Below are 22,388 nucleotides of genomic sequence, written 5' to 3'. Positions count from 1 at the left end.
ACGACGCCTTCGACTGGAACCGCGAGGTCGTCTACTACCGGCTGAACCCGCACTGGATGACCGTCTACGCCCCCGACATCGACAAGCTCACCGGCACGTGACGTCGGGCCCGTCGACGAGGGCCTGCACCTGCGCGTACGCGGGTGCGGGGCCGGTCGACGGCGCGCCGTCGCGTACCGCCAGCGCCGTGGCGACGGCCTCGCCCAGCGCCCGCCGGTACAGCAGCGACTGAGGCTGCCCCGCCCCCAAGCTCTCGTCTCCTTCCCCGAGCTCTCAACTCCGCTTCGCCGCGTTCGAGCAGGGGGTACCCCCTTCCTAGGTCGAGCAGCGCCTTCAGGTCTGGGCTGCCGTGGCAACAGATCACCGCCGCGCGGCGCCGTGGTTTGCCCGGTACCAGGAGAAGACGGACCGGTTGCTGCCCTTCCGCCCGCCCGGCCCGCCGGCCGCCCGCCCGGGCAGCAGAACGAGCGCAGCCGTACAGGCTCCCGAAGCGCTCGACCGCGCCCATCGGCGCTGCGATGTCACCGGACGTGCAGGCTGCCCGGGATTTGTGTCAGAACTGAGATTTGGAAACGCATGTCTGGTATGTCGGCGTCGACCGGTGGTCGACGGAGGTTGCCGTGCCTGTGATCGCTACGCGACCGTGGTCTCTCAGCGTCGGGGCATTGTCGGCGGGGTGACGGCGCCGTTGAGGCTGCGGTCGATGAGTTCGTGCATGCGGGGGACGGGGAGGGATGGGTTGGCTGCGGCGCCCTCTGCGGTGCGGGGGTCGGCGAGGAGCATGGAGGCGGGTGGGGTGGACACGCACGGGTAGACGCGGTCGCCAGGCTGCACCCCCGCGTGCTGGAAGCTCGGCAGCGACTGGTGCGGCCCGCCGAACAGCATCGTCAGCCGCTGACCGGCATAGCCGGACCGCTCAAGCTCTCGGCACAAGTTCGACACGCCAGCACGGTAGTTGATAATGCCGGTCTCCTGGTGACTGTCGCGATCGCCACCGTGCTCGTTCCGCAGATCCGGCAGTGGCTTCGCTTCCGCGGTTCCGGCATCAGCGCCCGGCGCGGCATCGACGTGGTGCGGGTCTGGGGCGGCGGGCTCATCATCTCGGCAGGCGGGTCCGGTTCACCGTGCCGGTGCAGTCCCTGCACGCCGAAACAGCCCGAGGTACTTCGGACTACGCCACCGAGTCGCTACGGACCGGTCTGATGCTTCCCGGGTCACCAAGGCCCGCAAGCGGCAGCCCTGTCCCAACGTCACCTCGCGCCGGACGCGACTCACGAGCCGTCCTCTCGCAGGCGCCCGCGTTGTGGAGGGCATGCGACGACCGGGGCGCGGCGGGTTTCGGAACTGCTTGGTGTTCGGCTCCTGATGATGATCACATGGCCCTCACGCCGCTTCGGCGGCACAAAGCGACTACGACGAGAGTGAGTTCACCCATGGCAGTGGGACGAAGAGTGTTCCTCGGTGCCTTCACCGCGGGCGCGGTCACCGTCGCCGCAGGCTCGGAAGCCGCGGGCGGGGGCGCGGGCGCGGGCGCGGGCGCCGATAACGAGTACACCCTGTACACCTCGCCGGCCCAGTTCTACGGGGCGTCGACCACGGCGCACACCGTCACCATCAATCACAAGGCTCCTTCCGGGGACACCGCGGCGCTGAACGTCACGTCCGACAACCCGGCCACCTCGGCCATGTACCTGACCGGCGTGGAGACCTCGCGCGGCACACTGAAGATCTCGCACAAGGGATATGCCGACGGCTCGGACCCCGGGGCCTCCGGTCTCTCGATCGACCTCAGGACCGCCGGGACCGCCGCGCAGGGCATCTTCGTCACCGCGACCGACGGTCCGACCAAGGGTTCCCTGATCGTCCTGCGGAACAACCCGGGGGTTGAAGACTTCGTCGTCAAGGGCACCGGCCGGACCGGCATGGGCATAGCCCGCGGCGCCACGCCCCAGTCCCAGCTCCACGTGGTCGCGACGGCCGACGCCCCCTCCGCCATCTTCGCCGAGGGCGCGGTGCGGCTAGCCAACGTCCCCGCCCCGCCGACCAACGCGCCCGCCGCAGCCGGCGGCGGCTCCCTCTTCTCCCAGGACGGCAAGCTGTTCTGGAAGGGCGGCAACGGCACCGTGACCGAAGTCGCGCCGGCGTAGGGGGAAGGACCAGGGTGCAACTGACCCCCGAAGAGCTGATCTCCGAGTTCCACGATGCCGTCATGGAGTTGTACTTCGCCCGCAAGCGCATCGCGCGTCTGGAGGCGGAGAATGCCGAGTTGAAGGCACGGCTGGAAGCGGCGGAGACGAAGTCCGGCACGGACCCGGCCGCCTGAGCGGGACGGGTCGGAGAGCCGGCCGCGGCAGAAGGAGGGGCCTCCGCATTCTGGCGGAGGCCCCTCCTCAGCTGCGTAGCCCTGCCCTTTCTGCCCATGGCGGCACCTGGTACTCCAGTTGCAGATCGTGATCTTGCTGGTGGGACCTGTAAGGGCACGAGCGCGGCCGCCGTTGATCATCGTCGGTGGGGAGTGACGACGAGACGGTGGCCCACTCCACAACGTTCACTGTCGGCCGGCATACCGTCGGGCACCGCGAGCGGTCCGGACCTGCCCTCGGACCGGACCGCTCGCCGCGTGCTACTCCTCGCTAGGCCGCTTGGCCCGCCGGGTGGAAGTTGATGCGTTCACGGATGACGGGGAAGCCGGCCTTGGCGAAGTGCGCGGCCATGGGGAAGTTGGCCTGGTCCGTCGCTCCGCTGACGAACTCCGCGCCCTGCTCGACGAGGAGGTGGGTGCACTCCGCGAGGAAGTCGTAGGCGTAGCCGCGACCGCGCTGTTCCGGGACGACTCCGATGAAGCCGATCGTCGGGCCGGAGGGATTATGGGCCGGGATGTGGATGCCGGCCAGGTCGCCCTCCGGCGTGTGTGCGATCTGCCACCATTCCCGCGGGGAGGGGCACCAGTGGAAGAAGTCGAGTTCCTCCTGGGCGGCCCGGTCGAGGCCGCCCTCCTCGATGGCCCTGAGCGCGTGGGCGTCCAGGGTGACGGAGTGGATGCGGCGCAACGCCTCGAAGAACACGGCGTCGTCGGGTTCGGCGCTGAAGCGCAGGCGTCCGGGCCTTTCGGGCAGACCTCGCTCGGGGGTCCAGCGGTACAGGAAGCGTTCCACCAGGAGTTCGTACCCCGCGGCGCGTGCGGCGGCGAAGCGTGCCTCGGCGGTGGCGCGCAGGTGGGTCTCTTCCCGCCAGCCGCCGGGCAGGTTGATCTCGAGTTCGACCTGCCAGGGAGCGGAGCGCAGGAGTTCGGCCCCGGCCTCCTCCTCGCCCTCGGCCACGTCGAACCAGTTGATGTTGACGGGCTCCGAGTCGTCGGGGCCGCCCCACCACGCGCCGCGTGCGACGACCTCGCCGTCGCGCAGGGCGACGCGCTTCCAGTCGGGGCGGAACCGGGTACGCCGGTGGCCTTCCCCGGCGCCGAGGGGGTCGGGGTGTGTGTCGAAAAGATGAGCGTCGCTCGCGGAAAGCGCGCGGATGACCGTATCGGTCATGGATTCCTCCGGGATACAGGCTGCTTGGAGCGCTCCCGGTCAGAACTGACGAACCACGCCGGGATAGCGGAAGAGGGAGCGCAGGAAAGGTGTGAACCGCACGGCACTCGCCTCCTTCCATCCATCTCAGGGCATGAAGCCAAACAGTACGTGGTCTTCCGCGGGTCCGTCCACGGATTTCCGCGCCCCCCGAAGGAGGGATTCACGGGACGCTGCAGAGCGCTCTCAAAGGCCCGCAGTCAGTGACAATTACCCGCGGTGTCGCACGCAAGCGCCGGCCACCGCCCCGGACCCGCGAGCGACCGACCCCGTGCCCCCGCTCCTTCGGGGGGGGGACGGGTCGCTACGGGTCGAGCGCGCGGAGATCAGCCCGCGCGACAAGCCCACACACGCGCCAGCGAGGACTTCCGCGGCTGGGACGGAGCGCGCACCTGGCGCTCTCTGGAACGCGACCTGGCCATCTCGGCGGACCACCGCCCGGGCGGCTACGTCCACCTGATCTGGGGCATCCATGACCGGCCCCCCGTCCGAGGAGTGGCACTTCCCGACCACCACCGTGCACGCGGCCGGCGAGGAGATGCGGAACCTCGCCGCCGAGCTCCACACGTTTCTCACAAGCACGGTCGAGTAGCTGAAGCATCACCACGTGAGACAACTTCCAAAAGGGTCAGAGCACCTCGGCACCTACTCTCGTCAAGAACGCATTCAGCGCTTGCTGGAAGTCCTTCCGGTCGTTGGCGATCTCCCTATTGAACGCCAGCAAGTGCGGCACGGGCTTCGCTTGCGCCTCGGCCATCTTGAGGTGCAGGCTGCGCCACTCTGCAGGGCAGCAGACCGATGTGCTGTCCATTCAGTTCCTCTACGACCAGCCGGCTCTCTCTGTCGATCCATGTCGTAGGCCTACCTTGCGATGACGGCCCTGTATCACGCCGCCGCGATCGGGCGCAGCGCTCATCCTCTGAAAGCCTTCGGTATCGGTGTGACAGTACGGCCCTCAGCCCCCGGCCCGGCACAGCCCACGGCGTCGGTGGCGGTAGGTGTCGAGGGTGTGAAGGCAAGCCGAAAGGCATCAGCGGAGGCAGCAGCGCGGCGCCGATCACGAAGGTGGTGATGGAGGAGGCGCTACCGCGGGAGGCGGAGCCGCGGGGGCGATGCCCACGCCTCTCTCTACAGGCTCCGGATCCCGCCGGGAGCCTCCGGCCGTGCGCTCCGCCTCAACAAGGACGGGTGAGTCGATGGTGCCATCGGGTACAGCCCGAACACCTGGTATCACCGGGGGCGTAGTACTCGTACACCTCGGTTCCACTCAGGCTGCCATCCCGCGCGCCCGGCATCCCGCTCGGCATCGGCCAGCACGAACCCCCGGGCCCCCTGCACAGCCCCGGCGCCGACGGCGGGAGACGATCCCGCGCCGCGAGCCCGGCGAACTCGTCGAAGGCCGACGAGGAGCACCTAGGCATCGCGGTCGGGGCGGGCCGGACAGAGGTCAGTCAGCACCGCGGTACCAGGCGGCTACCTCGACCAGGTGGCGGGTGAAGGCCGACCGCTGCCGGGCTGATCCACCGACGCAGGCCGCACCGAGGACATCGGGTGGCGCCGGGCCCGCACCACGCTGCTCGAGGTCGTCGCACGCCACCACCACGCTCACCTGCTCGCCGTCATCGTCGAGCTCGGTGGTGAGCTGGAACTCCCCGCTACCCGTAACGGGCGCTTCAGGGGCGCGGTACCCCAGAAGGCTGCGCGGTCAGCGACGCCGGCCGCCGCCGATGCGGCGGTCGTCGGCCAGTGCGGTCAGCGGGCCGAACTCGCGGGCAAGCTCGTTCCACGTCAGAACCTCGCCACAGCGGGCCGGGAACTCCTTCGGGTCGAACTCGGGCATGGTCCAGGTGCCCGTGCCCCGGTCCCGCAGCCACAGGTCCCCGTCACCGTCGACCACAGTCGGCGGGACCGGTACGGGCTCGGCCTCATCGGTGGGATCCCAGGTGACCCGGCCCGGGTGGGAAGCGCGGCGCAGTTCGGTGGTGGCCAGCCGCGCGGCCCACTCACGGGTGGCCTCTTCGGCGTCCTTGACCGACTCGAGTCGGAACGCGTCGTCAAGTACGGGCAGGGCTGGATTCTTGCTGCGCTTTGAACTCATACGCTGACTACCTCCGGTGGGGGGCGTCACATCCGTTATGGCACCCCGTAGAGGAACACGGTATCCGAGGCGGGAGCCGGGCCGCCTACGACCACTGTCCAGGTGGAGGCGCCGGCACACCGGGCGGGGGGCTGGGTGGTGGGCTGGTCCTGGACGTGGCGCAACCCGTGGTGGTAGCGCTCAGACACAGCGGTCCCGGTCTGAAAGAGCGTTTTGTCCTGGCCGGGGTGTTGGGTAAGTCGCCCCATGTCAGCGGATTGGGGTCACGCCTGGAGGCGTGTGAGGGTCCGCCTGTGGAGTGCGATGTGTATGGACGGGCGATGTGGCGGTGGCCGGCGCTGCCGACTGTGGTGGACGAGGAGATCTGGTTCTGTTCCTGGTGCCACGTTTCCACATATGGGGGCGGCCAGTCGTTCGAGGTCTCGCGGCCACCGTATGTGGCCGTGGAGATGCGCTGGGAAAGGGCGGTCGCGGACGGTCTTCCCCCTGACGTTTCCCACGCCTTCGGCATCTTCGACAGGACGCTGTGCGGAGTCCAGCAAGTCGGCATGTCGCCGTCGGATGACGGATGGCTGCCCCGGCGAGGGAACGCCTGTGGCGCTTGCCGGGAAGCGGCGGGTGTCGGGATGACCGCGGGCGGCAGGCCCTGAGGGGCGAGGACGCGCAAGGCAGTGTGGCCCGGCGGCTATGAGGTCTTCCAGTTCGGAGTCGACTCTCTTGAGCCTGCGGCTCATCAAGTCGATCCACGCGAGACGGATCATCGCTTCGGAGCGGTGAGGGTGGGTTTCGTAGTCGCGGGCGAGGCGGCGGTGATTCAGGAGCCAGCCGAACATCCGCTCCACGACCCGGCGCCGCGGGATGACCTTGAAGCTCTTCTGTCCCGGATCGGGGCGGGTGACCTCGACGTCGATGCCGAGGGCGGCGCCGTGTCGATGACCTTGGTTCGATAACCGCTGTCGGCCGACGCCTTGCCGATCCTGGGGTGGGCCTTGGCGATGTGGGAGAGCAGATGGATACCGCCGGCGTTGTCGGAGACGCTGGCCGCGGTGACCCAGACCGCGATGAGGAGGCCGAGGGTGTCGACACCGATATAGCGCTTGCGGCCCGCGATCTATAGACGGTTTCCCACGGAGCGGAGCCGTGCCGACGCCGCAAGGGGAAGGTGGTCACCTGCCACCCCTGGTCGGCCGGAGCCGCATCACGCCCGCATGTGTGCATTCTCTCCCTCAGTGACGGGCATGCGCCGTCCGTGCCCGCTGACACTCGAAACGATCAAGACAGGGAGGCGTTACGTCGTCGGCATGATCCGAACTAAATGATCATCAATCGACCGCATAGAGGCCATCGCGTGAGACTCCCTGCGCTTGCGCATCATCAAGTGGTATGCCACTGCGCAAGAGGTGGTCGACCAGTCCTCCTGGCGGTCATACGTCTTCCACGTCGGCCCGTCGTGATCGGCCTCCCGCAACCTCGAAGGACCGGCATCGCACCACCTCCACAGGCGCGGCGGCCGCATGCTCTCCGGTTCCGTCGCCCCACCGCGTGAGGGCCGTGTCCGCGAGCTGGGCGGGCTACGCGGACACGGCCGTCGCTGTCTTGCCGCATCTCTCCCGGCATAGACAGTGCGCTCGGGCCGTTCGCTAGGCCCAGACGGTGAAGGTGACCGGCATCGAGGACTTCCTGCCGGCGGTGTCGGTGACCGTCAGGGTCGCGTTGCGGAATTCCCACGCGGTCGGGGTCCCGGAGACGACTCCCGTGCAAGCGTTGACGGACAGGCCGGCGGGCAGGTTGACGGCGCTGAACGTGTACGGTGCGGTCCCTCCGGCGGCTGGGAGAGCCAGGCTGAGGGAGCGACCCACGGAAGCGGTCTGGTTTCCGGGATCGGTGAGGGTGGGTGCGCCGGTCCCCGGAGTGGTGATGGTCCAGGAGAAGCTGGTGGAGCCCCTGGAACAGGCCGCGCTGCCGCCGCCGGAGTGCAGCCCCACGGCCTTTCCTCCAATCGCGGTGACGTACGCGCCGCCGGAGTCACCGCCCGCGGAGGAGGCACTGGAGTAGGACAGTCCGTTGATGACGACATTGCCGTGGTCGACGCTCTGGTTGACCTTGGTGACCTCGCCGCACCGGAAGCCGGTGGTCTGGCCGGAGCGGCAGATCGCGGTGCCTACGACGGCCTCGGCCGATCCGGTGACCGATGTGTCGCCCTGACCCCAGTTGGAGACGGTCGGCGAGAGGTTCCAGCCCGCCTGGTCGACCTCGACGATGCCGAAGTCCCCCTCAGCAGCGTTGACGCTGCCGGCCCCGCCCTTGTTGGAGGTCCCCACGCGGGTACCGTCCTTGCCGTACGCGGCCTGGTTGGCGTCGTTCGTGCAATGGCCGGCGGTCAGGAAGGCCTTGCCACCGCCGGTGTGGCGTGTGACGGCGAACCCGATGGAGCAAGGGCTCTCGCTGCCGGGGACCCACTTCTCGCCGCCTACGACGTTTCCGCCCTGCTGACGGGGCAGATCGTCGGACTCCACGACGGTCACCAGGTCGCCCAGCCGGGCGAGCCGGGCCCGCAGTGCGGTGGTGCGGGGCGGGGAGCGGGACGGGGCGACGGTGACCTCGACCCGGTTGGCGCGTTCGTCGGCGCCCCAGGACAGCACACCGGGAACGTTCTTGGCTGAGACGCTGGGGTCGGGGCCCGGGGAAGGGTGCGTCGTCGTAGGTGAGGGCGCCGACGGCGTCGGGGGCGAGGGGCCGGCAGAGCTTGTGGGGGGCGGTCGGCGAATGCAACTGGGCGGTGCGCACGGCGCCGTTCGCGTCTGCGGGGAGCGGGTCGGGGTCGGCGCAGTCGACGAGCTCGCGCACGTGGGCAGCGAGGGCCCGCAGACCGGCCATGAGCGGGGTTGGTCCGTCGGTGGCGCCGGGGCAGTCTCCGCCCCTAGCTCCACGACGACACGAACGAGAAGGCGACAGTGCACGAGACGCCCACGCGCAGGCGCCCAGCGCCACCGCGGCCACACAGGCAAGCGTCCCGTGCCCGCTTCACCCTCCGCTCTCCTCATACTCGTTCTTGAGGAGTACCCCATGCCTGACAACCCCACTGCGTTCGGACGGACACCATGACCACAGCCGGAACCGGACGCTTCGGCGCCATACTGGACCGCATCGAGAAGGAGACCGCCGCGCTCGACGAACGCGGCCGTCCCGCCGACTACATCCCGCTGCTCGCCGGTGCCGACCCCCGGCGCTTCGGCATGGCTCTCGCCGAACCGGACGGAACGGTCTACGGCGTCGGCGACTGGCGGCAGCCCTTCTCGACGCAGTCCATCACCAAGGTCTTCGCCCTGACCCTGGCGCTCTCCCTGGACGGTGAACGGATCTGGCACGGTGTGGGCCGCGAGCCCTCGGGCAACCCCTTCAACTCACTGGTGCAGCTGGAGTACGAGAATGGCATCCCTCGCAACCCCTTCATCAACGCCGGCGCCCTGGTGGTCACCGATCGGCTGCAGACACTGACCGGGGACGCGGCCGGCCTGATAAGAGAGCTGCTGCGTACCGAGAGCGGCAATCCGGCCATCGACTTCGAACCGGCGATCGCCGCCTCGGAAGCCGCCCGCGGCGACCGCAACGCTGCCCTCGCCCATTTCATGGCCTCCTACGGCAACATCGCCAATCCCGTGCCCGACCTGCTGGCCGCCTACTTTCAGCAGTGCTCGATCGCGGCCTCCTGCGCGGACCTGGCACTCGCCGCAGGTTTCCTGGCCCGGCAGGGTGTCCGGGCCGATGGCTCGGCACTGCTGACGCGCAGCCAGGCCAAGCAGATCAACGCGGTCATGCTCACCTGCGGAACGTACGACGCGGCGGGGGAATTCGCCTACCGGGTGGGCCTGCCGGGAAAAAGCGGCGTGGGCGGCGGGATCATCGCGGTCGTGCCCGGCGTGTGCACACTGTGCGTGTGGAGTCCCGGGTTGGACCAGCGAGGCAACTCGGTGGCAGGCGTAGCGGCCCTCGACCGCTTCACCACGCTCACCGGCCTCTCGATCTTCTGACCGAGCTGCCACCCGGCACCCGTTCTCTCGTGGCTCGGCACATGGTCGCGGTCTGGTCGGCGTGTGCGACTGGCGTCCGCAAATCGAACAGAGGTACGTTTCCAGTGTGCGCGAGAACGGCACTGCGATGAAGGACCCGTACGGATTCCCCGAGGACCTGAAGAGCCTCCAGGCCCGGCTGCATCAGGCCCGCGCCGAGTACCGGGCGCTGTGCCGTGCCCTGCCCTGGTCGGTGTCGGTGTCGGTGGAGCCGCTGCCCGGCTGGCCAGGCACCGTCCACCCGCACACCGGGAAGGTGACCGGCGGGCGGGAGCCATCCCCTGGCTACACCCCGGAGCAGGCCGCCGAGGAGCAGCGGCTGTGGGATCTCGTACGAGAACTGTCGGTCGCGGTGTCGACGCATCCGTACTGGAGCGAGCTGGAGCGGGGCCCGGAGCTGGTCAAGGCCAGGATGGCCCTGAAGAGTCACGAGGACGTCACGGCCGCTGTCACGGGCGTGGCCGAGGCGGCGTGAGCGGGTGTGCGCGATGGAGATGCCGATAGCCGACCGGCTGGAGAAGCGGACGCTGCGGGAATGGCTGCGGTGGCAGCTCGAACAGAGGGAGCGGACGATCGGCCCAGCAGGAGCGCCGGCGCCGGGAGGTCGCCCGCCCGGATATGTCCTGGAAGGTGCTGCCCTCCCGCGCCGTCGAGGGTCATCCGGTGCTGCATGGCGAGACCTGCTCGATCGCCGCCAAGAACAAGCCCGCCCTCCAAGGAAGAGGTACGGACCGCGTTCGAGGGGCTCCCCGAACTGGAGATGTGCGACCTGTGCGCCCCTGGGGGAGCTCGGAATCGAACGCCCGCCCCCAGCCCGGGGCCCGGGCCCAGGGGGGAAGCACGATATTGCCCCACCCCCGAGCGGGCGGGGTTGGGCGGTGGTCCTTCCCTACCGGTCCAGGGCGCTCACACCGACTGACGAAGGCCCCGTCCCAGAGGCCGTCTCCCGCTGCCGATTCAGCTTCTCCAGGACACGGTCGCGGAGCAGCTCATACTCCTGCCGGAGCCTGCGCCATTCGGTCACGGGCGGGCGGGGAATCACCATGCCCCCGGTGACGATCTCCTCCGGCCCGAACTGCTCACGGGTGAGGTCGATCTCCATGCCCATGCCCAGGCGGTTCCACCAGTGGTAGTCCACACGCTCTCCGTCGACGTGGACCTCCCCCCGGATCAACTCACCTCCCAGCAGGTCATTGAGCACCATGGCGGTCACCCCGCACTGGTCCCGGGCCGGGTTGTCCTTGGACCAGCGCGACCGGAACTCAGGCGTGCACGTCTCGGCACTCCAACTGCTGCGAACGGCCAGTTCGATGTCGGTGAGAAGCAACGGTGTCATGCCGGTGATCCTGTCAGCAGGCAGTGACAACCGATGAACATCTCACAGCTCCTCAACCACCAACTGTCTATCCAACCCATCGACAAAACCTGTCGGTGAAGCGTCCAACCCTCCCCCGACGACGAGATGACCAAGACGGTCTGACGAATCAGACGCAAGACGGCGGCGTCCGCTGTCAGGATGGTCGGGAACGCAAGGAGGCTGTCGTGACCGACCCGATGCCCATGAACGACAAGGGTCCCAAGGTGCCGCCGTCCTACCCGCCCCGCACCCCGCCCCCGCAGAAGAAGCCGGTCGAGGCCCCCCGGCCGCAGCCGTCGACCAAGCCCGTCAGCACGACGCTGCCGCTCCCCGGCCCCGGGCAGGCCCGCCTCGAGACTCGCCGGCCCCGCATGTCGATCCGGGCCCGGCGTGCCGCGAACTGGGCCCTCACCGGCTACTCCTGGGTCGCCGGGCAGGCGGTCGGCAAGGTCACCGAGGCCGTTCGCGGATGGGGTTACGCCCACCCCGACGACGATGCCCTGGAGAAGACCGTGCGCATGCTCGTCGGCGCGGCCACCGCCGACGGCGGCCGGCGCATCAGCGTTCACCTCGCCGACCAGGACGACATGCTCCTCATCGCCGTCCTCAGCCACACCGGCTCCGAACCCGACGAGACGATCCTGTCCGACCTTGCCGCCGTACCCGGCACCGCCAGCTGCGGCACGGACACCTCTGAGGACGGCCGCCGGGTGTGGGCGGTCCTCTCCACCGAACGCCCGCGATCCCGCGCTACCCCTCCCGCATGACCTCTTACGAGACACCAGTCGTCAACAAGCGGGTCACCAGCCGTACGGCTCTGCAGCCCGTGCGGGCGGCGGCCAACGGATACGCCGCCCGCAGGCCGCTACGGTCAGCCGCGGAGGCCGGGCCGACTGGTCGTCGATCCGCCTCTCGGGTGCCCCCGCCCCCAGCGGTCCCCGATACAGAGGCGCATTGCGTTCCTTGGCCCCCGCCGGAAATCACGTCAGCCGTCTCTCTCTTCGCCGCCCCTCGACGCTGTATGGGCACTCCAAGTACCCATACGCCGGCTGGCACGGCCCCTCCCGTTGGGGGGCGGTGGCGCCTCCGGGTTCTTCGAGGCTGCTCGCGTGGCACGGACATTCGGGAGCGTTTTGCGCAGCTCGACGTCGATTCTGGCGACCGTAGGGGCCTGGTACGTACGGCGCCGATCCTGCGGCTGGTGACGGTGTGGTGGAGGGTGATCGCCCGGTCGCCGGGCCGGGTGGCGGGGACCCAGGGACCGCCCAGGCGCTGGATCAGGACGGAACCGAGGCGCTCCAGCGGGTCGGGCCTCATGGTCGGGTCAGTGTACGTGGTGTCTACCTCTGCGACATCGTCGAACGGGCCGAGGAGCTCGCCGCCCTGAACCCTCGGCCTGCGGCCACGTGGGGGGCGCGATCTTCGCGGAGTGATGAACGATGCCCTGGGTCGGCCGGGCGAGAGGCCCGGCCAGCCCCGGACCGTATGACCGCTGCCCGCCCGGGACCCGGCGGGCGTGCCCGCGTCAATGCCCGGTTACCACCGGACAGCCCCCGGGCGCGGGAACTGTGACCTCGGCCAGGCACCGGGGCGGAGGACCATCCCGTGACGGGCCCGCCCCGGCCGACCACCTCCATCGCCCGAAGGACGCCGGCAGGGGCGGAACACATCCGACGTCCAGCTTTTCGCGTCGTCCGTCCGGTCGACGCGCACATACCCTGCGGCCAACTACCGCTCCTGACCCCAGGCGCGCGCTTCGAGGTTCAGAACAGGTCGATCGCCCAGCACTCCTCGTGCGATATCGACCGCATAAGGGCTGATCACCCCCTCGTCATCGCCAGCCGCTGCGTCCTGCAGCAACTCCGCAAGCGGATCACGCAACTGAAGCGCGGCTCGTACGGGTACGGCTGCCGGGCCGGCCGATCATGCCGGTCCGCTCGGGGCTTCGGCGTGCGAAGCCGGGCTCCGGAGCCCCAGGACCGTGAGGCGCGTCAGGTTCGCTTCTCGGAGGTCGTGCGGAACTGCAGGGCGACATCGGCGGCCCCGGGAAGACTCGTCTCGTCCACCAGCACCACGCTCCCGGAGGTACCGCCGTCGGTCCATGCGCACACGATCGGGCGGCCCCCGGCGTTCGGCGCGATGAAGCCGCAGCTCAACTGGCCGCCCCAGGGGCCCGCCTCGAAGGCGGTGACCTCACTCGCCTTCGCACCGGCGAAGAAGTTGCGCAGCTCCTGCGTCATGGTGTCCGAGCGCTTCTCCTCGGCCAGTTCCGCGTCCCATTCGACGGCGTTGATCTGGAGGATGGCACCCATCGGCCCCTGGCCGGGACCGTCGTAGAACCAATGCTTACCCTGGAAGGCCTTTCCGGAAGTCTGCTGCTCGTAGGGGGCTGCCTCCGCGTCGGTGAGCAGCCGGTACGCGCCGACGCGCGGGGCGGCGTCGATGACGCGCTCCTGGGCGACGGGGGCCGCGTCGGCGGTGGGCGGCTGTCCCTCGTAGCTGCATGCTCGTACCAGACCCGCGGCGGCAACGGCGAGCAGTACGCCGACGACGATGTTGCGTCGGCGCAGGGCAGTCGAGAAGGCTTGCTCGGGTTCGACCGCGCCGATCGGCACTGGACCACGTCGCCACGTCCGGGTGGCGAACCAGATGACGGCCATGGCCGCGGCGGTGACGAGAAGCGCTCCCAGCGCCTGGCCCTCCGCGAAGCTCTGCGAGGTGGGGTCGACGGACAACGTGATCATGCCCGGAATCATAGATGACCATCGCACGCATGTTCGTATCGATCTGCCGTCACGATCACGCATCGACAGCTCCGAGCCCCGTCGGGCCGTCCGGGACGCCGGCAGGCCCGCCGGAATCGGCCCGGGCCACGCGCGTACCGCCCTGCCGCGCTTGGCCCCGGGCCCGTGAGGCCTCTGTCAGGAGCGGCGTCGCCCGGAGACTCCGGGGTCCCGATGGCGGCCGGCCGGCTGCCGAGCTCCTGCTGGTGCTCGCCGAGGATGTTGACGCAGACGCGCTGGGCGGTACGGACCTGAGGCCAACTGGTGCTGTCCCGCAGGGCGGACGACCATCCGAGGCAGTTGCCCTCCGATGCGATTCGCGACATGGGCCTGTGACCCACGTCATGTCACCAGAGGAGGGTGGGCGCGTGGCGTCAGCGGAACGCACGAGGAGCGGCCCGGCACAGGTCCGCGGGCACCGCGCTAGCTGATCGGCTGGCGGATGTCGTCACGGATTTTGCGGGTCTCGGCGGCCGCGAGGGGAAGTTCGGGCGCGATGTTCCGGTCGAATGTGACGACGGCGACGGTGTTGTCGTCGGCCCAGGCGCACCAGGTCTCGTTGGTGGTCGCCTCGCAGGTGAACTCGACGTCCGAGCCGGGGACGCGGACCGCCTTGCGCGGGTCGATCACGGGCGGTCCCTCGTCACCCGTCTCGAAGAGGGAGCTGATCATGCGGTCCCGGTGGCCGGCTGGGTCCTTGAGCCGCCCGTAGCGGCCGCTGACGTGCACGTCCCCGTAAGTGTTAACCTTGCCGGTCGAGCTGTAATGGACGCTGATGTACGTCGCGTCCTTCTGGGTCGCGTCGTCCTTGAGCTGGTCCAAAAGGGGAGTCTCGTCCTTCTGCCTGTACGAGTCCCCCGCCAGCGGCGACGCGATGGTGAGCCGGTGCGTGGCCTCGGGGAACGGTGTCTCCGGCTCCCTGGACACGTACGTCGCGTAGGCCGCCCCGCCGATCAGGAGCAGGGCGCCGGCCACGCCGGCGAGCAGCCCCACGCGTGTCCGCTCCACCGGCGCCGGCGCCGGTGTCGTTGTCGGTGTCGGGCGTCCGACGGGGGCGGTCACGGTCAGGGCGCCCTCGACGCCACCCGCGGCTGCCGGTACGGCGTCGGCGGCCCCCGCGGCCCCCGCGGCCTCCGCGGCCTCCGCGCCCAAGGTCGGCGTGTACGGCTCAGGTCCCGGCCCCGGCTCCGGATCCCCCGCCACCGGGGTCCCCGCCTCCGGTACGAACAGGTCCAGCAGCCCCTCCGGCGTGGGACGTCGTCCCGGCTCCTTGGCCAAACAGGCGGCGACCACCGGCCGCAACCCGGTCGGCAGGGCGGACAGGTCCGCCTCCTCGTGGACCGACCGGTACATCAGGGCCATCGGCGTGCCCTCCCCGAAGGCGCTGCCCCCGGCCGCCGCGACCAGCACCGCTCCCAGCGCGAACACGTCGGCGGCGACGCCGACTTCACCCCCCTGAGCCTGCTCGGGGGCGAGGAATCCGGGGGTGCCGAAGGCCATGCCGGTAGAGGTGAGGCGGGTGGACTCCAGGGCACGGGCGATGCCGAAGTCGAGGACGCGGGGGCCGTCGTCGGCCATGATGATGTTGCCGGGCTTGAGGTCGCGGTGGATCAGCCCGCAGGCGTGGATGGCCTGCAAGGCCTCGGCCAAGGCGGCCCCCAGCAGGCGCAGTTGCTGCTCGCCCATCGGCCCGCGCTCGCGGAGCAGCCCCGACAGTGTCGGCCCCGGGATGTAGGCGGTGGCGAGCCAGGGTGTCTCCGCGTCCGGGTCGGCGTCGACGACCGGCGCCGTGTGGAAGCCGCCGACCCTGCGGGCGGCCTCGACCTCGGCCCGGAAGCGCGCGCGGAAGTGCGGATCGGCTGCCAGCTCGGACCGGGCCACCTTGACGGCCACGGTGCGCCCGCCGCGGGACCGCGCCAGGTACACCGTCCCCATGCCGCCCGCGCCCAACTCCCGCTCCAGGGTGTACCCGCCGATGCGTCCCGGCAGGCCCACGCCCTCCGTTCCCAGCCCCATGTGTGGCACGCTCCCCCTGTTGAGACACCGCGTGCGAGTATGGCCGACCCCGCCCACCCCCCGCTCGGACTGTGGCGTGCGTCACATGACCCGATCGGGCCCCGCCCACGTGTCGGCGACGGAGAACTCGCCGAACCCCCTCAGCGGCCATGGTTTTGACCCACGCCTTCCCGGCAACGCCTGACAGCGGACGGTGGGCCGGAGACCACCAGGAGCAGATCATCGTCACGGACGATGATCTGCTCCGTAACGGTCGACCGGCCGCCCGCGTCTGGGGTGACTACCTGCACCCCCTGTTCCTGGGCCGGCTGCAGGGCGGGCACGGTTCTCGTATCGACCCGGGCCACGGAGGTGGCGGTGGCGAGCTGGTACCTGAGGCAGACCGTCATCGCTGCCATGATCCGGCGCGCATCGGCCGCCAGGTCCGCCGGCGGAGGTGCGCTTCAGGCGTCGGCCGGAGTTCAGGCGCGTCGGCGCGGGATGCGCGTCCGGTGCACGAGGGAATGCCGAGGGGTGCGGCCGCGGATCTCTCCAGGTGGGCGACGACGTGGTCGGGAGTGACGCTACTCAGCGGGATCACCCCGTACTCACTCTGCAGGTGGTCGCGGATGCCGTCGGACTCCCCCTTCGATCCGGCGCGAGGTGCCGCATCAGGCCGTCGGGCGTGCGGCGGCCGGTCTGTTCGGCCAGCTGCCGGCTGTTCGTTCGTGCTACCGGGGCGAGCAGCCCGCGTACGTAGTCACGCATGCGGCGGCGGAGCCCGGCTCGGCCGAAGCGATGTCCGATGGTCAGGGAGGGATCGTCCCGTTCGAGGGCCCACTGCGCGGCGGCATACTCGGTGATCACCCTCGAAGGTTGCCCCGGCGCTGTCACTACCTGCGGCGTTGTCGCACGGTCGAGGGGCGCTCTCCGTGAGACCGACCCCGCACGTTCGAAGTCCCGCTACGCTCCAGCCGCCCAGCGAAATCCGCAGGTCAGACAGCAAAACCCTGCTGGAGTACTTGTACTCCAGCCGTAGATCGTGATCTCGATGGTGAGGGGCGCCGGGGCGCGAGTCGGACAGTGTCGACCATTGGCCGAGACCGCCCACGCCGTCGGCTCCATCTCTACCCGAGTTCACCGAGACGGAGGGCGTCCCTTATCTCGCTGAGCTTCGCGGTCGTCGCCGGGGTCTGCTCCTGCGCCTGTTCAGCGAGTCGGAGGGCATCGTCAATCTCGCTGAGCTTCGCCGAGGACAGGACGGCCGCCCGCTTTATCAGGTCGTCCCGTGACACAGTGGTCAGCCACGTGCAAGGGGTGAAGCCTGGACGCGGGAACGCGAGCCGCAGCACGCCTTCGAACGGCACTCCTTCACCGGCGCCCACCATCACTTCGATGCCCAGACCGCCCATGTCGACGCCCGCCGGAGCGACGACCTGCATCACCCGGATCCCGGACGCGTCGTCTCCCGACAGCAGTACGACCAATCTCCGCTCGTCGAACTGGACCCACCAGACTTCGCCACGTTGCACAAGTCCTCCAGATACAGGACGCAGACAGACGCTGCGCGAGCCTGACGCGCTGTGGAGACGGGTGCGGCGACCGTTGATCATCGGCGTGAAGACTGAAGATCACGCGGTGGCCGCAGGTCACAGCGTAAACCCTGCCCCACCGGCGGGAGGCGTTCGAGGGCCTGTTGAGCCGGACAGCGGGACGGTTCACGCGGGTCGAATCCCGGCGTCGAGCCCGGAAGTTGATACTCGGCCTGTGGTCGGAGCCGCCGCGCGAGAACCGCTGGACCATCGCCGAGTGGGCCGGGCACAGGACCCCGGACGGCATGCAGCACCTGCTCGGGCGGGCCGGCGACGTGAAGAAAGGCACCGCGCATCATGGAGCCGGCGCAGTCGTCAGCTACTGACGCGTCCAAGCACCGGGGGTGTGATGGGAGCGCGGTCAGGCCGGTTTCTTGCTCGGTTCGTCAGTGAACGTGACGGTCTCCGTGGCCCTCGTTCTCGGCATCGCCTGCCGCACCCTCCAAGGCCCGGGCGGACGTGGCCGACGCCGCGGCCACGTCCCTGCAGAGCCGGCACCAGGGCCGCTAGGACCCCTCTGCCAACAGTCGGTTCCTGACCGCGGCGAGGACTTCCGTGCGGCTGCGGGGGCCGTTGTCGGCTGCGATGAGGTGGTTGCCGACGCGCAGTGAGAAGGTGATCAGGCAGCGGGCCTCGGCATCGCCCTCGTCGGGGCAGAAGGTTGCGTAGAGCTCGCGCAGATAGTCCATGCGCCGGTTGTCGGCCCGTCGGAGCCGGCGTGCGACGGCTTCGTCACGCCGGGCCCAGTCGCGGATCGCGAGTTCGATCCCGGCGTCGGTGACGGGCGCTTCGCCCGACTCCACGAAGTCGAAGAGGCGCCCGAGTCGCTCGCGGGCGTCGCCTCCGTCGCGTTCGATCCGCTCGATGACATCCTCGGTGACCCCGCGTTCCCAGGTCTCGAGCATTTCCTCCAGAAGGGCGGCACGGTTGCGGAAGTAGCCGTAGAAACCGCCCTTGCTGACACCGAGCGCCTGGGCGAGGGCCTCGACCCGGACGGCTTCGGGGCCGCCGGCGGCAAGCGCGCGCAGCCCTTCCTCGATCCACTTCTCCCGCGGTGTGCGGATCGTGCCCATCGGTGTCTCCTCGCATGTCCCACCCCAGTATACGGAGCCGTATGGATGGGCCTATGCTCGATCTATACGCCACCGTATAGACAGAGGTCTGTCCATGAGCGATCTACGCCTTCCCGCAACCGACCACACGTCCCGCCCCTGGCGGATCCACGAGATCGCCGGCGACTTCCGCCTCGAGGATCTGTGGGCACTGCCGACGCCGGGCGGCCCGGACGACCTGCACCTCCTGGTACAGCAGATGGCGGACGGCAAGGACGGCCCGGACGGTGGCAACCCCGTGGGCCGATTCCTCTTCTCGGTCCGCTGGAAACTCGGCGCGCTGCTCGGATGGGACAAGCCGGACTCGGGCGTCGGCGGCCGTGTGGCGACGCTGCGCGACCGGCTGCCCGACGACCTGCGTGAGGGGCCGCAAGGGCCGGATCTCAGCGGGGCGCCCTTCACATCGGTCTTCCAGACACACGACGAGTGGGCCGCCGAGTGCGCCAACAGGACCATGCACGGGGTGATGCACATCGGCTGGGTCTCCGACGGGAACGGCGGTTACCGCGGCCAGATGGCCGTCCTGGTGAAACCCAACGGCCGCCTCGGTTCGCTGTACATGCTCGGCATCAAGCCCTTCCGGTACCTGGGGGTGTACCCGGCCTTGATGCGAGCGATCGGCCGGGAGTGGCGGGAGAACACGGCGCGCTGACGCATTCCTTCCCCGCAGCCTTCATCATCGGACGGCGCGGGCTCGGGCGAAAGCACGAGTCGAGGGTGACGACCTGGTACCTCGCGAGGTGCGCACCTACGGCCGCACGTGGTGTGATGCCACGGTCTTCGCTCCTGCTTGCGAGGCGAGGCTGACCGGAAGGTACGGGGACCATGACTGGGCAACGCGACCGTTGGGCAGAACTGACCGGCGGACAATCCGGAGACGACTACGCTCGGCGCTTCGCACGGCTCGCCGAATCAGGCCACGACATCCACGGCGAGGCCACCTTCTGCACCGCACTGCTGAAGCCCGCCGCCCGGGTGCTCGACGCCGGCTGCGGCACCGGTCGGATCGCGATCCGGCTCGCGGAGCTGGGCCACCACTGCACCGGCGTGGACGTCGATCCCTCGATGCTCGCCGTGGCCCGCCGAGACGCCCCCGCGCAGGAATGGCTCTTCGGTGACCTGGCCCGCCTGGACACCCTCGGCCTGGACCAGGGATTCGACCTGGCGCTCGCCGCCGGAAACGTCATCCCCCTGCTGGCCCCCGGCACCGAACCCATGGTTGTCCGGCAGTTGGCCGCCGCACTGCGCCCCGGCGGTGTGCTGGTCACGGGTATGGGACTGGACGCAGCACACCTGCCGCTGCCCGAACCGACGGTCACCCTGACAGAGTTCGACCACTGGTGCACCCAGGCCGGACTGACCCTGCGGCAGCGCTACGCCACCTGGAACGGCGATCCCTACTTCCAAGGCTGCGGCTACGCCGTCAGCGTGCACTGCCGCCCGGCCGCATGAGGCCGCACCTTCGTGCGACGGTCCGGCCGGGCAGGCGCCCGAGTGATCTCATGACGGCCCCGCCCCGAGTTCCAGCGTGAGCCTTTCCAACTTGGCATCCGCCCTGGTCAGCGCGCTGTCGTTGATCGGCTACCCGAGTCCGGCACGGGCTCCTGGCAGGTCCTCACCAGGTGACCGGCGCCTCCGGGGAGCTGCTGCGGGGTCCTCCGACCGGCAGGTACTTCAGGTGGAAAAAGGTTCACTGATGATCCCGGGTGCGGGGTGGTTCGGCCGAAGCTCTGGCAAGTCGGCGACGTGTCGTGGGCGGTGCGTGCTGCGCCGCGGTGACCTTAAATGCGTCGACAGCGCCTCTCGGCACCCGGCAAGGTGGCCACCCGTGACGAGCAGTGAACTGTGGACCCGCGCGACCGCCGACCGCTACGACGCCGAGGAGGCCGAAGCGTCCTCGGCTGCCGTTCTCGGACCGTCCCTCGCCTTCCTCGCCGAGCTCGCCGGAGACGGCCGGGCACTGGAGTTCGCCATCGGAACCGGACGCGTGGGCGTCCCGCTCCGGGAACGCGGCGTTCCGGTCGTGGGCATCGAACTGTCCGAGCACATGGCGGCGGTGCTGCGGCGCAAGGTCGACGAGGACACCCTCCCCGTGGTCATCGGAGACATGGCCACCACGGTCGTTCCGGGCAGCTTCACCCTGGTCTATCTCGTCTACAACACCATCACGAACCTGCTCACGCAGGACGAGCAGGTCGAATGCTTCCGCAACGCCGCACGGCATCTGGAGCCCGGCGGCCGATTCGTCATCGAACTGGGTGTGCCGCCGCTGCGGCTCCTGCCGCCCGGCCAGGTCGCGGTGCCGTTCGACGTCTCCCAGCGGCATCTCGGCTTCGACACCTTCGACCTGGTCGAGCAGATCCTCGTCTCGCACCACTTCACCCGCGACGGCGACGACGGCCGCTACCGCCGCGCAAACTCCCGGCACCGCTACGCCTGGCCGGCGGAGCTCGACCTGATGGCACGGATCGCCGGCCTCGAGCTGGAACGTCGCGTTGCGGACTGGGACGCGTCTCCCTTCACCCAGAACTCCGAGAAACACGTCTCCGTGTGGCGCAAGCCGGCCTGAGGTCGGTCAGCACGGCGATGGCCGCACGAGGAGGATCACTGCCGTGTTGCGGCCCGGCCCCGCTGCCAGAGCCGGTTACGGGGCGACGGCCTCGCCGCCGTCCCCGAGACCGTCCTCGCCGCGCGTACGACCGGCCGGGCTACAGCCCGCGCTCGCCGCCACGGCGTACAGCCGCGTAGGCCTCCGCCATGCCAGAGCGCGGTAGCTGTCACCGGAGCGCGACGGCTGTCACCGCCGCGCCGGACCGCCATACGCCCCACGGGCCCCGCCGTGGGGAGCGCGCGGCACTTAACGTGCTCCCGTCTGCCGGTGAATATGCCTGGGTGGGCTGGGAGATGTCGGGCCGGTTGTACATCGTGGCCGGTAGACGGGCGGCGACCGCCGGACGCGATACGTACGGAGCCCCTGGATGAGCTGGCAGCGTGACGAGTTCGCGTCGCACGAGGGCACGGTAGGGGTACTGCTCGCCGACGGCAGCGAGTCCGGCCCGGTCTCCTCGAACCTGGGCAGCGGCGGCCACGCCCACGAGGCTGTGGGAGCACTGGAGGCGGTCGTCGCGGACGGCGGGCCTGGTACACGGCGGACATTCCCTTCGCGTTTCGGAAGAGCGTCGGCGGTCAGCGCTTGACGCCGCGCGCCTTCATCCACAGAACGTTGAACTCCTCGGGCGTGAGGCCGGCCGGCCGGCCCTCGGGGGCGGCATCCGGCTGCGTCTCGTCGCGCCAGTCGGACGGAACGGCCGTGAGCACGCCGGAGGCGTCCCGGCGCACCGCGCGCAGTGGCTCGCCGCGGAAACTCTCGGTGTACTCCGTGGTGCCGCCGGGGAGGCGCGTCTCACTGATCGTCGTCCCGGTGGCGTCGAAGTCGTCCGGAACGGTCCGGAGGGCGAGCAGCTCCAGGTTCCACACCAGCACGCGCACCCGCTGCCCGTCGGCGTCGACGCAGCGGTATTCGGGGTCGAAGTCGTCGACGAACTCGAGTGTCGTGTCGAGCTCAGCGGGGTCGGACAGGGTCTGGGTCTCCCCCTCGTCGTCCGTGAAGAGGAGAGGGAAGGAGGGGACGTGGGACATGGACCTCAGTTCCTTCGTACGTGTGGGAGGAGAAACGGGCGGGCGGGGCCGGTGGGATCCTCGAGCCCCCCAACACCAAAAAAAAAAAAAAAAAAAAAAAATGGGACAAAGAGGCGCCCAAAAAAAAAAACCAACACACCCCCCACTGGTTAAAGATCCACCACAACAGG

At 69.7% G+C, this 22,388-nt stretch carries 20 protein-coding genes and 4 pseudogenes; 11 read left to right on the top strand and 13 right to left on the bottom strand.

The features are described from left to right. A pseudogene (locus ACFWV2_RS16825) lies at positions 1–101 on the top strand (pyridoxamine 5'-phosphate oxidase family protein); the annotation flags it as partial. On the opposite strand, the gene ACFWV2_RS16820 reads toward ACFWV2_RS16825, so the two are convergent. Together ACFWV2_RS16820 and ACFWV2_RS16815 are read right to left on the bottom strand one after the other, a co-directional pair. Beyond that, positions 88–249 (bottom strand): hypothetical protein, encoded by a 162-nt coding sequence (locus tag ACFWV2_RS16820; RefSeq protein WP_384405772.1) that lies wholly within the window; start codon positions 247–249, stop codon positions 88–90. The pseudogene ACFWV2_RS16825 and the gene ACFWV2_RS16820 sit on opposite strands and share 14 nt — an antisense overlap. Before the next feature lie 402 nt (positions 250–651). Next, the gene (locus ACFWV2_RS16815) at positions 652–942 is read right to left on the bottom strand and encodes a hypothetical protein (RefSeq protein ID WP_384405771.1); all 291 of its coding nucleotides are present in this window, start codon (positions 940–942) and stop codon (positions 652–654) included. A 491-nt stretch (positions 943–1,433) separates the two neighbouring features. Between ACFWV2_RS16815 and ACFWV2_RS16810 the strand changes: the two genes are divergently transcribed. Continuing rightward, positions 1,434–2,147: a hyaluronoglucosaminidase gene (locus ACFWV2_RS16810; protein WP_384405770.1), complete on the top strand. Its 714-nt coding sequence runs from the start codon at positions 1,434–1,436 to the stop codon at positions 2,145–2,147. Positions 2,148–2,161: 14 nt separating this feature from the next. Beyond that, positions 2,162–2,323: a hypothetical protein gene (locus tag ACFWV2_RS16805; RefSeq protein WP_384405769.1), complete on the top strand. Its 162-nt coding sequence runs from the start codon at positions 2,162–2,164 to the stop codon at positions 2,321–2,323. 310 nt (positions 2,324–2,633) lie between these two features. Here ACFWV2_RS16805 and ACFWV2_RS16800 read toward each other — a convergent pair whose 3' ends face one another. Further along, positions 2,634–3,533: a GNAT family N-acetyltransferase gene (locus tag ACFWV2_RS16800; protein ID WP_384405768.1), complete on the bottom strand. Its 900-nt coding sequence runs from the start codon at positions 3,531–3,533 to the stop codon at positions 2,634–2,636. 258 nt (positions 3,534–3,791) lie between these two features. Between ACFWV2_RS16800 and ACFWV2_RS16795 the strand changes: the two are divergent. Beyond that, positions 3,792–4,164 (top strand): annotated as a pseudogene (locus ACFWV2_RS16795) (DUF6228 family protein). Positions 4,165–4,200: 36 nt separating this feature from the next. Here ACFWV2_RS16795 and ACFWV2_RS16790 read toward each other — a convergent pair. The 4 genes and pseudogenes from ACFWV2_RS16790 to ACFWV2_RS16775 form a co-directional block, all read right to left on the bottom strand. After that, positions 4,201–4,383 (bottom strand): hypothetical protein, encoded by a 183-nt coding sequence (locus ACFWV2_RS16790; RefSeq protein WP_384405767.1) that lies wholly within the window; start codon positions 4,381–4,383, stop codon positions 4,201–4,203. Positions 4,384–5,277: 894 nt separating this feature from the next. Next, a complete protein-coding gene (locus ACFWV2_RS16785; protein WP_384405766.1) occupies positions 5,278–5,670 on the bottom strand; it encodes a hypothetical protein in 393 nt (130 codons plus the stop codon). A 685-nt stretch (positions 5,671–6,355) separates the two neighbouring features. After that, positions 6,356–6,781 (bottom strand): annotated as a pseudogene (locus tag ACFWV2_RS16780) (transposase); the annotation flags it as partial. Positions 6,782–7,310: 529 nt separating this feature from the next. Further along, positions 7,311–8,312 carry a putative Ig domain-containing protein gene (locus ACFWV2_RS16775; protein WP_384405765.1) on the bottom strand — a complete coding sequence of 334 codons (1,002 nt, stop codon included), beginning with the start codon at positions 8,310–8,312 and terminating at the stop codon, positions 7,311–7,313. Positions 8,313–8,771: 459 nt separating this feature from the next. Between ACFWV2_RS16775 and ACFWV2_RS16770 the strand changes: the two genes are divergently transcribed. Beyond that, positions 8,772–9,701 carry a glutaminase gene (locus ACFWV2_RS16770; protein WP_384405764.1) on the top strand — a complete coding sequence of 310 codons (930 nt, stop codon included), beginning with the start codon at positions 8,772–8,774 and terminating at the stop codon, positions 9,699–9,701. A 106-nt stretch (positions 9,702–9,807) separates the two neighbouring features. Then, entirely contained in the window at positions 9,808–10,215 is a 408-nt protein-coding gene (locus tag ACFWV2_RS16765; protein ID WP_384405763.1) for a hypothetical protein, read from the top strand. A 414-nt stretch (positions 10,216–10,629) separates the two neighbouring features. On the opposite strand, the gene ACFWV2_RS16760 is transcribed toward ACFWV2_RS16765, so the two are convergent. Then, the gene (locus ACFWV2_RS16760; RefSeq protein ID WP_384405762.1) at positions 10,630–11,076 is read right to left on the bottom strand and encodes a hypothetical protein; all 447 of its coding nucleotides are present in this window, start codon (positions 11,074–11,076) and stop codon (positions 10,630–10,632) included. 206 nt (positions 11,077–11,282) lie between these two features. Between ACFWV2_RS16760 and ACFWV2_RS16755 the strand changes: the two genes are divergently transcribed. Beyond that, positions 11,283–11,864 (top strand): hypothetical protein, encoded by a 582-nt coding sequence (locus ACFWV2_RS16755; protein ID WP_384405761.1) that lies wholly within the window; start codon positions 11,283–11,285, stop codon positions 11,862–11,864. Between the two features lie 1,224 nt (positions 11,865–13,088). Here the strand turns inward: ACFWV2_RS16755 and ACFWV2_RS16750 are convergent. The 3 genes from ACFWV2_RS16750 to ACFWV2_RS16740 all read right to left on the bottom strand — a co-directional run bounded on the left by ACFWV2_RS16750 (position 13,089) and on the right by ACFWV2_RS16740 (position 17,407). Beyond that, entirely contained in the window at positions 13,089–13,841 is a 753-nt protein-coding gene (locus tag ACFWV2_RS16750; protein ID WP_384405760.1) for a hypothetical protein, read from the bottom strand. A gap of 462 nt (positions 13,842–14,303) precedes the next feature. Then, the gene (locus tag ACFWV2_RS16745; protein ID WP_384405759.1) at positions 14,304–15,896 is read right to left on the bottom strand and encodes a serine/threonine-protein kinase; all 1,593 of its coding nucleotides are present in this window, start codon (positions 15,894–15,896) and stop codon (positions 14,304–14,306) included. Between the two features lie 1,106 nt (positions 15,897–17,002). Next, complete coding sequence (locus ACFWV2_RS16740) at positions 17,003–17,407, bottom strand: type II toxin-antitoxin system PemK/MazF family toxin (RefSeq protein WP_384405758.1); 405 nt, start codon at positions 17,405–17,407, stop codon at positions 17,003–17,005. A 164-nt stretch (positions 17,408–17,571) separates the two neighbouring features. Between ACFWV2_RS16740 and ACFWV2_RS16735 the strand changes: the two are divergent. Further along, positions 17,572–17,736, top strand: a pseudogene (locus tag ACFWV2_RS16735) (IS701 family transposase); the annotation flags it as partial. 237 nt (positions 17,737–17,973) lie between these two features. On the opposite strand, the gene ACFWV2_RS16730 reads toward ACFWV2_RS16735, so the two are convergent. Continuing rightward, on the bottom strand, positions 17,974–18,540 hold the full coding sequence (locus ACFWV2_RS16730) for a TetR/AcrR family transcriptional regulator (RefSeq protein WP_384405757.1): 567 nt from the start codon (positions 18,538–18,540) through the stop codon (positions 17,974–17,976). A 94-nt stretch (positions 18,541–18,634) separates the two neighbouring features. On the opposite strand from ACFWV2_RS16730, the gene ACFWV2_RS16725 reads away from it, so the two are divergent. From ACFWV2_RS16725 to ACFWV2_RS16715, 3 genes are all read left to right on the top strand, one after another. Beyond that, complete coding sequence (locus ACFWV2_RS16725) at positions 18,635–19,231, top strand: DUF2867 domain-containing protein (RefSeq protein WP_384405756.1); 597 nt, start codon at positions 18,635–18,637, stop codon at positions 19,229–19,231. Positions 19,232–19,404: 173 nt separating this feature from the next. Next, the gene (locus ACFWV2_RS16720; RefSeq protein ID WP_384405755.1) at positions 19,405–20,031 is read left to right on the top strand and encodes a class I SAM-dependent methyltransferase; all 627 of its coding nucleotides are present in this window, start codon (positions 19,405–19,407) and stop codon (positions 20,029–20,031) included. 376 nt (positions 20,032–20,407) lie between these two features. After that, a complete protein-coding gene (locus tag ACFWV2_RS16715; protein WP_384405754.1) occupies positions 20,408–21,148 on the top strand; it encodes a class I SAM-dependent DNA methyltransferase in 741 nt (246 codons plus the stop codon). 617 nt (positions 21,149–21,765) lie between these two features. Here ACFWV2_RS16715 and ACFWV2_RS16710 read toward each other — a convergent pair. Then, positions 21,766–22,218 carry a hypothetical protein gene (locus tag ACFWV2_RS16710; RefSeq protein WP_384405753.1) on the bottom strand — a complete coding sequence of 151 codons (453 nt, stop codon included), beginning with the start codon at positions 22,216–22,218 and terminating at the stop codon, positions 21,766–21,768. Positions 22,219–22,388 lie beyond the last annotated feature (170 nt).

The organism is Streptomyces sp. NPDC058671 (assembly GCF_042716475.1).
Classification (GTDB): Bacteria; Actinomycetota; Actinomycetes; order Streptomycetales; family Streptomycetaceae; genus Streptomyces.
The sequence above is the reverse complement of the archived record's forward strand: the minus strand, read 5'-3'. Positions and strand labels throughout refer to the sequence as shown.

What these genes read in the sequence shown, in the direction of transcription:
- ACFWV2_RS16760 (WP_384405762.1), bottom strand. Translation starts at nt 11,076, where the DNA reads ATGACACCGTTGCTTCTCACCGACATCGAACTGGCCGTTCGCAGCAGT.
- ACFWV2_RS16720 (WP_384405755.1), top strand. Translation starts at nt 19,405, where the DNA reads ATGACTGGGCAACGCGACCGTTGGGCAGAACTGACCGGCGGACAATCC.
- ACFWV2_RS16790 (WP_384405767.1), bottom strand. Translation starts at nt 4,383, where the DNA reads ATGGACAGCACATCGGTCTGCTGCCCTGCAGAGTGGCGCAGCCTGCAC.
- ACFWV2_RS16785 (WP_384405766.1), bottom strand. Translation starts at nt 5,670, where the DNA reads ATGAGTTCAAAGCGCAGCAAGAATCCAGCCCTGCCCGTACTTGACGAC.
- ACFWV2_RS16800 (WP_384405768.1), bottom strand. Translation starts at nt 3,533, where the DNA reads ATGACCGATACGGTCATCCGCGCGCTTTCCGCGAGCGACGCTCATCTT.
- ACFWV2_RS16745 (WP_384405759.1), bottom strand. Translation starts at nt 15,896, where the DNA reads ATGGGGCTGGGAACGGAGGGCGTGGGCCTGCCGGGACGCATCGGCGGG.
- ACFWV2_RS16810 (WP_384405770.1), top strand. Translation starts at nt 1,434, where the DNA reads ATGGCAGTGGGACGAAGAGTGTTCCTCGGTGCCTTCACCGCGGGCGCG.
- ACFWV2_RS16750 (WP_384405760.1), bottom strand. Translation starts at nt 13,841, where the DNA reads ATGATCACGTTGTCCGTCGACCCCACCTCGCAGAGCTTCGCGGAGGGC.
- ACFWV2_RS16725 (WP_384405756.1), top strand. Translation starts at nt 18,635, where the DNA reads ATGAGCGATCTACGCCTTCCCGCAACCGACCACACGTCCCGCCCCTGG.
- ACFWV2_RS16770 (WP_384405764.1), top strand. Translation starts at nt 8,772, where the DNA reads ATGACCACAGCCGGAACCGGACGCTTCGGCGCCATACTGGACCGCATC.
- ACFWV2_RS16710 (WP_384405753.1), bottom strand. Translation starts at nt 22,218, where the DNA reads ATGTCCCACGTCCCCTCCTTCCCTCTCCTCTTCACGGACGACGAGGGG.
- ACFWV2_RS16730 (WP_384405757.1), bottom strand. Translation starts at nt 18,540, where the DNA reads ATGGGCACGATCCGCACACCGCGGGAGAAGTGGATCGAGGAAGGGCTG.